Source organism: Rhizobium sp. SEMIA 4085, from assembly GCF_013004495.1.
Taxonomy (GTDB): domain Bacteria; phylum Pseudomonadota; class Alphaproteobacteria; order Rhizobiales; family Rhizobiaceae; genus Rhizobium; species Rhizobium gallicum.
This window is the reverse complement of the sequence record NZ_JABEPH010000218.1, coordinates 1-10,284: the sequence shown is the minus strand read 5'-3', so window position 1 is coordinate 10,284 and position 10,284 is coordinate 1. Positions and strand designations below refer to the sequence as shown.

At 57.8% G+C, this 10,284-nt stretch carries 11 protein-coding genes and 1 pseudogene; 9 read left to right on the top strand and 3 right to left on the bottom strand.

What is annotated here, in order from left to right; translation table 11 throughout:
* The 4 genes and pseudogenes from rbcL to rpe all read left to right on the top strand — a co-directional run.
* Positions 1 to 209 (top strand): annotated as a pseudogene (rbcL, locus tag C9413_RS20440) (ribulose-bisphosphate carboxylase large subunit); the annotation flags it as partial.
* A gap of 10 nt (positions 210 to 219) precedes the next feature.
* Positions 220 to 639 carry a ribulose bisphosphate carboxylase small subunit gene (locus C9413_RS20435; protein WP_040115760.1) on the top strand — a complete coding sequence of 140 codons (420 nt, stop codon included), beginning with the start codon at positions 220 to 222 and terminating at the stop codon, positions 637 to 639.
* The gene (gene cbbX, locus C9413_RS20430; protein ID WP_052451825.1) at positions 632 to 1,570 is read left to right on the top strand and encodes a CbbX protein; all 939 of its coding nucleotides are present in this window, start codon (positions 632 to 634) and stop codon (positions 1,568 to 1,570) included. Before C9413_RS20435 ends, cbbX begins: the two co-directional genes overlap by 8 nt.
* Positions 1,567 to 2,256, top strand: coding sequence for a ribulose-phosphate 3-epimerase (gene rpe, locus C9413_RS20425; RefSeq protein ID WP_040115759.1), 690 nt, complete (start codon positions 1,567 to 1,569; stop codon positions 2,254 to 2,256). The genes cbbX and rpe overlap by 4 nt, the downstream gene beginning before the upstream one ends.
* A 55-nt stretch (positions 2,257 to 2,311) precedes the next feature.
* Here rpe and C9413_RS20420 read toward each other — a convergent pair whose 3' ends face one another.
* The 3 genes from C9413_RS20420 to C9413_RS20405 all read right to left on the bottom strand — a co-directional run bounded on the left by C9413_RS20420 (position 2,312) and on the right by C9413_RS20405 (position 5,099).
* Positions 2,312 to 2,704, bottom strand: coding sequence for a cytochrome c family protein (locus tag C9413_RS20420; protein ID WP_040115758.1), 393 nt, complete (start codon positions 2,702 to 2,704; stop codon positions 2,312 to 2,314).
* Between the two features lie 1,646 nt (positions 2,705 to 4,350).
* The gene (locus C9413_RS20410; RefSeq protein ID WP_040115757.1) at positions 4,351 to 4,599 is read right to left on the bottom strand and encodes a hypothetical protein; all 249 of its coding nucleotides are present in this window, start codon (positions 4,597 to 4,599) and stop codon (positions 4,351 to 4,353) included.
* Between the two features lie 149 nt (positions 4,600 to 4,748).
* Complete coding sequence (locus tag C9413_RS20405) at positions 4,749 to 5,099, bottom strand: hypothetical protein (protein WP_040115756.1); 351 nt, start codon at positions 5,097 to 5,099, stop codon at positions 4,749 to 4,751.
* Between the two features lie 419 nt (positions 5,100 to 5,518).
* On the opposite strand from C9413_RS20405, the gene C9413_RS20400 reads away from it, so the two are divergent.
* The 5 genes from C9413_RS20400 to pqqB all read left to right on the top strand — a co-directional run bounded on the left by C9413_RS20400 (position 5,519) and on the right by pqqB (position 10,214).
* Positions 5,519 to 7,420, top strand: a complete 1,902-nt coding sequence (locus tag C9413_RS20400) for a methanol/ethanol family PQQ-dependent dehydrogenase (protein ID WP_170250827.1) — start codon at positions 5,519 to 5,521, stop codon at positions 7,418 to 7,420.
* Positions 7,421 to 7,601: 181 nt separating this feature from the next.
* Positions 7,602 to 8,120 carry a c-type cytochrome, methanol metabolism-related gene (locus tag C9413_RS20395; protein ID WP_133938512.1) on the top strand — a complete coding sequence of 173 codons (519 nt, stop codon included), beginning with the start codon at positions 7,602 to 7,604 and terminating at the stop codon, positions 8,118 to 8,120.
* 4 nt (positions 8,121 to 8,124) lie between these two features.
* Positions 8,125 to 8,982, top strand: coding sequence for a substrate-binding domain-containing protein (locus tag C9413_RS20390; protein WP_040115753.1), 858 nt, complete (start codon positions 8,125 to 8,127; stop codon positions 8,980 to 8,982).
* A 26-nt stretch (positions 8,983 to 9,008) separates the two neighbouring features.
* A complete protein-coding gene (locus C9413_RS20385) occupies positions 9,009 to 9,209 on the top strand; it encodes a hypothetical protein (RefSeq protein ID WP_133938508.1) in 201 nt (66 codons plus the stop codon).
* A 66-nt stretch (positions 9,210 to 9,275) separates the two neighbouring features.
* On the top strand, positions 9,276 to 10,214 hold the full coding sequence (gene pqqB, locus C9413_RS20380) for a pyrroloquinoline quinone biosynthesis protein PqqB (RefSeq protein ID WP_170250826.1): 939 nt from the start codon (positions 9,276 to 9,278) through the stop codon (positions 10,212 to 10,214).
* The last annotated feature ends 70 nt before the right edge of the window (positions 10,215 to 10,284 follow it).

Below are 10,284 nucleotides of genomic sequence, written 5' to 3'. Positions count from 1 at the left end.
CAACAGACAACAACGAAGGGATAGAATGCATGGAGCACGCCCGCAACGAGGGGAGGGACATCGTGCACGAGGGACCGGAGATCCTGCGCGAGGCGGCGCGCCTCTGCCGACCATTGCAGCAGGCCCTCGACGTCTGGAAGGACGTGACCTTCAACTACACCTCGACCGACACGCCGGATTTCGTGCCGACGGCCACAGCAGCAGAATAGGAGACCTCACATGCATATCACCCAGGGAGCATTCTCGTTCCTGCCGCCGCTGACGGACGAGCAGATCGCCCGGCAGGCGCAATACTGCATCGACAAGGGCTGGGCGACGAGCCTCGAATTCACCGATGATCCCCATCCCCGCAACACTTATTGGGACATGTGGGGTCACCCGATGTTTGACAATGCGGACGCAGCCGCGCTGATAATGGAGCTGAACGAGTGCCGGAAGGTCTATGGCGACCGCTATATCCGGCTCGTCGCCTTCGACAGCAGCCATGGATGGGAGTCCGTTCGCCTCTCATTCATCGTCAATCGTCCCGCGCAAGAGCCAGGATTCCGGCTTGAGCGGCAGGAGGCGGCCGGCAGACGGCTCCATTACACCACGCGTTCTTATGCGGCAGACCGGCCGGCGGGAGAACGTTATGGCTGATGCGGTCCCCAAGAGACCTAAGATCGATGACGAGGAGCCCTCAGCCATCGATCTGCGGGCGGAATATGTCGAGTCCGGTGTCAAGGAGCTCCTCGACGAGTTGGACAATTCTCTTATCGGCCTTGCACCGGTCAAGCAGCGGATCAAGGAAACCGCGGCCCTGCTTTTGGTCGAACGCGCGCGCAAGCGTCTCGGTCTCGCCCATGAAACGCCGACGTTGCACATGAGCTTCAGCGGCAATCCCGGGACTGGGAAAACGACCGTTGCATTGCGCATGGCCGATCTGCTCCATCGCCTCGGCTACATCCGAAAGGGGCATCTGGTATCGGTGACGCGTGACGACCTGGTGGGGCAATATATCGGCCACACGGCGCCGAAGACGAAGGAGATCCTGAAAAAGGCGATGGGGGGTGTCCTCTTCATCGACGAGGCCTATTATCTCTACAGGCAGGAAAACGAGCGCGACTACGGCCAGGAAGCGATCGAGATCCTCCTGCAGGTCATGGAGCACCAGCGTGAGGATTTCGTCGTCATACTGGCCGGTTACGCCGACCGGATGGAGCGCTTCTTCGAAAGCAATCCAGGCTTTCGTTCGCGTATCGCTCATCATATAGACTTTCCCGATTACACCGACGACGAACTGCTGCGGATCGCCGAGGCGACACTTACCAAGCAGAACTATCGTTTCGACGCCAGGGCCCGCGCCGCCATGGAAGAATATATCGCCCTTCGGCGCCGCCAACCGCATTTTGCCAATGCGCGCTCTATCCGCAACGCCCTCGATCGCGCGCGCCTGCGTCAGGCAAACCGGCTGTTTGAGACTTCCGCCGGCCCGATTGATGCCAAGGTGCTGTCCACCATCGTTGCCGAAGACATCCAGGCCAGTCGCGTCTTCAACAGCGCAGCAAGACAAGAGGAGGCCAGGTCATGAGCCGCAAATCGATCATTGCCCCCTCCATCCTTTCGGCAGATTTTTCCCGGTTGGGTGATGAGGTGGAGGAGGTCATCAAGGCGGGCGCAGACTGGATCCATCTCGATGTCATGGATGGTCATTTCGTACCCAATATCACATTCGGGCCGCCGGTCGTCAAATCGATCCGTAACCGGACGGACGCCGTGTTCGACTGTCATCTCATGATTGCGCCGGTCGATTCCTATCTCGCCGCCTTCGCCGCTGCCGGCTGCGATTACATCACGGTCCATGCGGAGGCTGGGCCCCACCTCGACCGAACGCTTCAGGCGATCCGCAATCTCGGGAAGAAGGCAGGCGTCGCGCTCAATCCGTCGACGCCTGAAAGCGTGATCGAATACGTGCTCGACCGGCTGGACCTCGTCCTGTTGATGACCGTCAATCCCGGCTTCGGCGGTCAGGCCTTCATCCCAGCGGTCGCCGAAAAGGTGCGCCGCGTGGCCGCGTTGATCGGTTATCGCCCGATCCATATAGAAGTCGATGGCGGAATTACCGCCGAAACCGCGCCGCTGATCGCTGCTGCCGGTGCCGACGTTCTTGTTTCGGGCTCGGCCATATTCGCAGACAATGACGCGTCGGCCTATGCGGGCAATATCCAAGCGATCCGCCGACAGGCAGACAAGGCGCTGGCGCAGCAGGCAGCGTAAGCCGAGCAAGTCAAGGGGTGATGAGACCGCCGGCGACTGCCGGCGGTCTTCTTTTTTATTGCTTCTTCTGGAATTGCTCGAGATAAGCGAGGAGATTGGCGATGTCGGCATCGTCCTTCAGGCCAGCAAAAGCCATCTTGGTGCCCTTCACCTTCGCCTTCGGATTGTGGAGGTAGTCGCGCAACGATGCCTCGTCCCACTTCAGGCCGGCCTTGCCCGCATCGGTCATTGCCTTGGAATAAGAAAACCCGGGATGCGAGCCGGCAGTCCTGCCGATCACACCGTTCAAAGACGGGCCTACCTTGTTCTGGTCAGTGTCGGCACTATGACAGATCTTGCACTTGTTGAACACCGTTGCGCCTGCGTTGGCATCTCCCTCCTGAGCATTGACCCCGCAGGCAGAAAAGATCGCAACTGATACACCGATCAGAAGGATATGATAGTTCATGATATTTCCTCATTTCGCCAAGGGTGCCCTTTGACGAAGGCAGGCGCTGCTGTTCCTCCACCGGCGCCAGCCATTTTGGATCGCATGGCCTTCCGTACGGTGGCGGCAGACTTGCGATCCGGCAAAAAAGTTACCCGCCAGGGAATGTAAGTCAACCCTTTGATAAGCCATTGAACCCTCATTGATCGCGCCGGACGAAGGTCGCGATTGACGGGCCGGAGTGAAGCTTTTAGCCTCTTCATACCCTTACCTCTTCCAGCACCGCGGGGGCGCGGCTGGTTGGCGGTCCCGGCTGCGGTGCCTGAGAGATTGCTGCGGCGCGGCCTCCTTGGTCGAAAGGTGCGACATGATATTTATCGAACTCGTCTTGACAATTTGTATTGCGGACAGGCCTTCGAGCTGCCGGGATGAACATCTTCATTTCGAAAACAGGGGAAGCTTGATGGCCTGCATGGCCCAGGCGCCTCCTCAGATTGCCAAGTGGTCCGAGGAGCATCCGAACTTGCGCGTCGTGCGATGGCGGTGCGAGTATCCACCGAAGGGTACAGAGATCTAAGAGGGAAATCCGACGATCCGCCGCAATGCGGGCACCGGCTGGAAAGGCGCATTAAACGTCGCGCAGATGAGGGCTCCTTTCGAGCCGGGATCATGCATAGAAACCTGCAGCTGCGGGAGGTCGCGGGTGGTTTTTTCGGTTTCTCCTCCTGGGGGACGGCAGCCTGGCCACACCTAAAACCTCGCATGCGAGATCCTCGATCAGTTGTTCGCCTCGTCTCCCTTGGGTGAGCGAACAGCAACTTACTCTCCCGTCGCTCCCGAGCCTGTGCTGATGGCAACGTTTTCGCGAGGCAGTGATGCTGACCGATCGGATCGTCGGCTTCTCGTCGCCAGTTTCATGTCCCGCGTCACCAACGCGCCTTTTCCGAATTCAGTTGTATTGAGAATGGGAAGAGCGCATGGTCCGTTCTTCAGCAGTCTTAATTACGGGACTGCTGATCGAAGGCCCCACACCCTAGCCTTCTCAAAGGAGGACAGAATGTCTTCCGTGTTCGATCTTTCATACATGTCTTCGTTTGAGCTCAACATGCTTCGGGCGCCACTCCAATAAGCTGGCCGGCCATGTAGCACCTACGCGGGACCACCAAATAGTTCTCGTGGGCTCGCTCACCGAGGACATCGAAATGGTCGTATCGGAATCTTGTGAATCTGTCCTCACACATCAATTCTAACTTCAAAAAGGATCGCACCAATGGCTAAAGGACAAGTAAGAGGCAACCGTGAAGCGCGGAAACCGAAACAGGAGAAGTCTCCGATGAAGGTGGAGAGTACGTTCGCCAATCAGATCAAGGCCGCAACGAAAAGCAACCCGCAGGGCGGCAAACATAAGAGCTGAACGCGATAGGAGATGGGCCGTGTCGGTCGCCAGTCTTCCACTGAGCGGTCACGAAAGGCGATGTTCCAGAAAGTCAGGAAGTGAAATAACGATGCCCCCTTCACGCGCTCTGTCGGTTTGACTACCCTCTGTTACTCACCAGTCCGCGGCCCGTGATAGGTCGCGCGATGCGGGCAAAGCCAATTGGGCATTAAAACTCTGTCCCAACAAAAAAGGACGCGATATTAACCACTCGATCGCGGACCATATGTTCTTATTGCGATGAGCGTCGAGGCGCCTTCTTCAAGGCATCGAGCAAGGCGGACATGCCATCGTTTGCCGCCAGTGCCAGCATATGATTGTCGGCAAGATCCAAGACCGCGACAATCGCCTCACGCTCGTTCCAGCCGACGGCAACGGCTGCCGCTATCAGGTCGAGGAACGCGAACTGCAACGCCTCCTGGCAGCGTATGTGCCTTTCGAGATTGTCGTCGGTAGTGAACGGCCGTGAGATATCGCGCATAGACCGATAGTGTCCGATTCCCTTTGGCGAGACTACGGCATTTTAATAATTGCTGATAAAGTCCACAGGATGCAGGAGCCGCATCAATCTGCTCTCCCTCGATGGTCATGCTGCCCGAGATGGAGCTAGTCCAGGAACCGAAATCCGATTTAGAAGCATCGTATGTCAGCTTCGGCCTGGGCTCTTCTCAGCTCCGCCGTCGCAGCCTTTGCGGGGGCACTTTCGCGGAACAATGCGCCGTTTTCACCGGTGAGGAGCCCCATTTGCTTAAAGGTGGAGGCCGTCTCATAGCGTTCATAGGGCAGAATCGATTCGATGACGTCGATCGAACACGAGCAACGGTCGAGGATCGCCCGATTTTCGCCGTTCGCCTTCATGCAGGCATAGACATATTCTGCAATGACGTTGGTCGGATAACGGGTTCCCGCCGCCACCGGATGCGTGAAGCTGATTGCTGCAAGTGCGAAGGTCGCGATACCAAGTGTCTTAAGCGCGATCATGGCGTTTCCTTTCATGCAGAGCATTTTTCTGTCTGACAAAGATGATATTCAGTGTTATTATAGCATAATTTCAATGACGTCGATACATTGGCAGTAGTTTTACAGTAATCAGACAATATTAATATTGCATTGCACAAAATTGATGCTGCAACGCAGCGAATATTGCTGAACAAACACGCTTGCAGAAAGCAAATCTATCTCTTATGGTCTATTTGTTTCCGGCTTCAAGGACGTTACCGTCAAGGGAGTGGTGACTGTCTTCGTAGGCCAAGCGGGTGGGCGGTAACGGTGCCCTCCGCGCGCCTGGCTTAGGTCGTGACACGCTGCCGGAAATACTTCCCACACGCTGAACCGATGACGCGGGTCGCTGAACAGGCGCCGTTATAACTCGTCATCCTTGCGAACTTAGGGAGGACTAAATGCGTGTACGTGCAAGCTTCATAAAATCGGCATTGGTGACGACTGCGGTATCTTTGTCATTGGCGGGAGGAGTTACTGCCAACGACGAGGTCCAAAAATTGATCTCCGATTCCAAAAACTGGGCGATTCCGACGGGTGACTATGCCAATACCCGGTTTTCGAAATTGAACCAGATCAACAAGGACAATGTGAAGAACCTCCAGGTCAAATGGACATTCTCGACCGGCGTGCTACGCGGTCATGAAGGTGGACCTCTGGTGATCGGCGACGTGATGTATGTCCATGCGCCGTTCCCAAATACCGTCTATGCTCTCGATCTCAACAATGACGGCAAGATCCTGTGGAAGTATGAGCCCAAGCAGGATCCCAACGTCATCCCGATCATGTGCTGCGACACGGTCAATCGTGGCGTTGCCTATGGCGATGGCAAGGTCATTCTCAACCAGGCCGAACCGACAGTCGTTGCGCTCGACGCCAAGACCGGCAAGGTCGTGTGGTCGGTGAAGAACGGCGAGGATACGGCCGGCGGTAAGGGAGAGAGCGGAACCAGCGCACCCATGGTCTTCAATGACAAGGTGCTGATCGGCATATCGGGCGGCGAGTTCGGTGTGCGTGGCCATGTGACCGCCTATAATCTCAAAGACGGTTCGGTTGCCTGGAAGGCATATTCGACCGGTCCTGACTCGGAAACCTTGATGGATGGGGAAAAGACCACTCATCTGGGCAAGCCGGTCGGCAAGGATTCGGGCGTCAGCAGTTGGGAAGGCGAGCAATGGAAGCAGGGTGGCGGAACGACCTGGGGCTGGTATGCCTTCGATCCGAAGCTCAACCTGGTCTACTACGGGACCGGCAACCCGTCGACCTGGAACCCGGTTCAGCGACCGGGCGACAATAAATGGTCGATGACCATATTCGCGCGTGATGCGGATACAGGCATGGCCAAGTGGGTCTACCAGATGACCCCGCATGACGAATGGGACTTCGATGGCGTCAACGAGATGATCCTCGTCGACGGCATGGACGTCGGCGGCCAGAAACGCGACGTGCTGGTGCACTTCGATCGCAACGGCTTCGCCTATACGATGGATCGCGCAAACGGCGAGTTGCTCGTTGCCAAGAAATACGATCCGGCCGTCAACTGGGCGACGGAAGTCGTCATGGATCCGAAGAGCAAGGAGTATGGCCGCCCGCAGGTGGTTGCCCAGTACTCGACGCAGCAGAACGGCGAGGACACCAATACGACGGGCGTCTGCCCGGCCGCACTTGGAACGAAAGACCAGCAGCCGGCCTCTTACTCGCCGAAGACCGGGTTGTTCTACGTGCCGACCAACCATGTCTGCATGGACTACGAGCCTTACCAGGTCAGCTATACCGCCGGTCAGCCCTATGTGGGGGCAACGGTATCGATGTACCCGGCTCCCAACAGCCATGGCGGCATGGGCAACTTCATCGCCTGGGATGCCGCCAAGGGTGAGATCGTCTGGTCGAAGCCCGAGCAGTTCTCTGTGTGGTCGGGTGCACTGTCGACCGATGGCGACGTCATCTTCTACGGCACGCTGGAAGGCTACATCAAGGCTGTCGATAAGGACGGTAAGGAACTCTACAAGTTCAAGACCCCGTCCGGCATTATCGGCAACATCAACACCTTCGAGCACAAGGGCAAGCAGTATGTTGCCGTGCTGTCGGGTGTTGGAGGATGGGCCGGCATCGGACTTGCCGGTGGTCTTTTGGGTGCGGAAGGTGCTGCAGCCTGGCAGCAGGCCGTTGCCGGTCAGAAGGCTCCGGCCGAGGAAGAAAAGTCGATCTCGACGGCAGGTCTCGGCGCTGTCGGCGGCTATGCCGCTCTTGCCGACTACACGACGCTGGGCGGTCAGCTCACCGTCTTCGGTCTCCCGGATTGATCTACGGGAACCCATAGCACGCCGACCTCTTGGTCGAGGCGGCTGGTAGAGAAGCGAGGGCCCGGAAGACCGGGATTTCCCCCGGCGGGCCCTCGAATTCGCCACGCAAACCACAACTCTCCTGTCAACGCCGCATCGCGACAGCAAGGCTGTATTGGTGGCGAATGAGAAAGAGGTCCGAATGTCAGTGCGCAAAACAGTGTTAGTGCTTGCGATGTCTATTATTGGTTCGAGCGTCATCCTTGCCGCCGACGACAAGCAGAAAGCCGCAGCCGTCAGCGAACAGGATGGCAAATATGTCGATGCGGAAGGCAATCCAACATTCAAGATCCAGGATGACGGGACGGTCGACTGGTATACCTTCAGCGGCTACCGGCGCTATCATTCCGACTGTCATGTCTGCCATGGACCGGACGGCGTCGGCTCGAGCTATGCGCCTGCGCTCGCCAACACCATGAAAAACATGGACTACGGAACCTTCCTGTCGATCGTCGCGGAAGGCCGCAAGAATGTCGGTGGCGGCAAGGAAAACGTCATGCCGGCGTTCGGCGAAAACAAGAATGTCTACTGCTACCTCGACGACATCTACGTCTATCTGCGCGCCCGGGCCGTCGGCGACGCGCCGCGCGGTCGTCCGCCCAAGAAGGCTGACAAGCCGCAAGCGGCGAAAGAGCACGAAAAATCCTGTATGGGGAGCTGATCTAATGTCGCCAAGCAAATTGTGCGGTCATCATATTCTGTTCGTGGTCGCGGTGGTTGCCACGATCCCGACCGCGGTATTTGCGCAAGGTGCCGGGATCGGCGCGGCGGGCGAACTGGTCGATCCGGACGTGCTGCGTGTTTGTGCCGATCCCTCAAACATGCCGTTTACGGATGAAAGCGGCGAAGGCTTCGAAAACAAGCTGGCTGAACTGGTGGCGGCCAAAACCCAACGCAAATCGGTCTCCTATACCTGGTATCCGATGGCGACCGGCTTCGTCCGCAATACGCTGAGAGCCAACCGGTGCGATGTCATCATGGGTTATGCCCAGGGCGACGAACTGGTGCAGAACACCAACGCCTATTACCGATCCACCTATGTCATGATCTTCAAGAAGAGTAGCGGTCTGGAAGGCTTGGAAAGCCTCGAGGATCCCAAAATCGCCGACAAGCGGATCGGGATCGTCGCGGGAACCCCGCCGAGCGCCAACCTGGCGAGGGCCAAGCTGATGCGCAACGCCAAGCCCTACCCGTTGATGGTGGATACCCGCTCGACGCCGTCCATGGCCGAGGTCATGTTGAAGGACCTCGAAAAGGACGTCATCGACGTCGCTATCCTCTGGGGACCGATGGCCGGCTATTACGTCAAGGAGATCAATCCGGAACTTGTCGTGGTGCCGCTTCTCAAAGAAAAGGCCGGTCGTATGTCCTATCGCATCACTATGGGCGTGCGTCCGTCCGATCAGGAGTGGAAACGGACGCTGAACAAGGTGATCCGGGAGAACCAATCGGAGATAAACCGGATTCTGCTGCAATATCAGGTCCCGCTCATCGACGAAGCCGGTAACCAGATCAAGGGCTAGAGCGACGGCATTCGGATTTTCTCCACATGGCAGATGCGAATGTTGTTGAGATTTCAGAGCTTGCGCCGAAGGCGCACGATGCCGGGAGGAGATCAATGGTTGATCTCGGGCAGAGTAAAGAGGAGAAGCTTATGAAGAAAAGTTGGAAGAAGCCGACGACATGCGTCGTGTGCGTCGGAATGGAAATGTCACGTTACCGTTCCGCCGAACTCAAGGCTAAGAAATAAGCGCATCTCCCGCTCCATGCGGCTTGTCTGCGTGGAGCGGCTGCCGTCGGAAGGAAGCACCATCACATGCGGCTGAAGATCCTCGGCTCCGCGGCAGGAGGCGGATTTCCACAATGGAACTGCAATTATCGGCTGAGCCGCGCCGTGCGCAACGGTGAAGGCGGTTTTCGGCGACGGACCCAATCGAGCCTTGGCGTATCCGCCGATGGCAAAGATTGGATTCTCTTCAACGCATCCCCGGACATTCGCGAACAGATTGCTGCCGCTTTGGAGCTGCAGCCGATGGAGGAGGGTCCCTTGCGGGCCTCGCCCATCCAGGCTGTTGTCCTGACCAATGCCGATGTCGACCATATAGCCGGACTATTGAGCCTGCGCGAGCGGCATCGTTTTGTCATCTATGCAACCGCCCGGGTTCTTCGGGTGATCGAGGAAAACAGCATTTTCAACGTTCTGGACCGGCAATTGGTCGAGCGCCGCGAACTTTTGCTCAACGTGCCGACCCCCATTGCGGACTGGCACGGCAAGCCGACATCCATCGTGGTGGAAGCCTTTCCGGTTCCGGGCAAGATTGCGCTGTTTCTTGAAGATGCGGGCCGGGCGCAGGAGGGGTTCGGGACGGAAGAGGGCGATACAGTCGGGCTGCGTATTGTTCAGGAGGACTGTCATTCCTCGGCATTGTATATTCCTGGTTGTGCGAGCATCGACGCCCACCTGAAAAAGAAGATTGCCGCGGCGTCCTGTCTGCTGTTCGACGGTACGGTCTACACGGATGATGAGATGCTGAGTGCGGGCGTCGGGACCAAAACGGGCCGGCGCATGGGACACATGCACAGCGCCGGCTCTGACGGCTCCATGGCCCTGCTTGCCGAGATCGCGCCAGCGCGGCGCGTCTATGTGCACATCAATAACACCAACCCGATCCTCGATGAGCGCTCTCCCGAAGCAGCAGTCGTGAGGGCAGGGGGATGGGAGATCGGCTACGACGGGATGGAGATCGGCATATGAGCAAGCTTGCAGACGCGGCGGGAAACGGGTTGAGGCCCGCCGCGCTCGAAGCGACCCTGCGTCAGGTGGG

Coding starts and splice junctions, on each gene's coding strand:
- rpe (WP_040115759.1), top strand. CDS start 1,567: ATGAGCCGCAAATCGATCATTGCCCCCTCCATCCTTTCGGCAGATTTT.
- C9413_RS20400 (WP_170250827.1), top strand. CDS start 5,519: ATGCGTGTACGTGCAAGCTTCATAAAATCGGCATTGGTGACGACTGCG.
- C9413_RS20410 (WP_040115757.1), bottom strand. CDS start 4,599: ATGCGCGATATCTCACGGCCGTTCACTACCGACGACAATCTCGAAAGG.
- C9413_RS20395 (WP_133938512.1), top strand. CDS start 7,602: ATGTCAGTGCGCAAAACAGTGTTAGTGCTTGCGATGTCTATTATTGGT.
- C9413_RS20390 (WP_040115753.1), top strand. CDS start 8,125: ATGTCGCCAAGCAAATTGTGCGGTCATCATATTCTGTTCGTGGTCGCG.
- C9413_RS20405 (WP_040115756.1), bottom strand. CDS start 5,099: ATGATCGCGCTTAAGACACTTGGTATCGCGACCTTCGCACTTGCAGCA.
- C9413_RS20435 (WP_040115760.1), top strand. CDS start 220: ATGCATATCACCCAGGGAGCATTCTCGTTCCTGCCGCCGCTGACGGAC.
- C9413_RS20420 (WP_040115758.1), bottom strand. CDS start 2,704: ATGAACTATCATATCCTTCTGATCGGTGTATCAGTTGCGATCTTTTCT.
- C9413_RS20385 (WP_133938508.1), top strand. CDS start 9,009: ATGGCAGATGCGAATGTTGTTGAGATTTCAGAGCTTGCGCCGAAGGCG.
- cbbX (WP_052451825.1), top strand. CDS start 632: ATGGCTGATGCGGTCCCCAAGAGACCTAAGATCGATGACGAGGAGCCC.
- pqqB (WP_170250826.1), top strand. CDS start 9,276: ATGCGGCTGAAGATCCTCGGCTCCGCGGCAGGAGGCGGATTTCCACAA.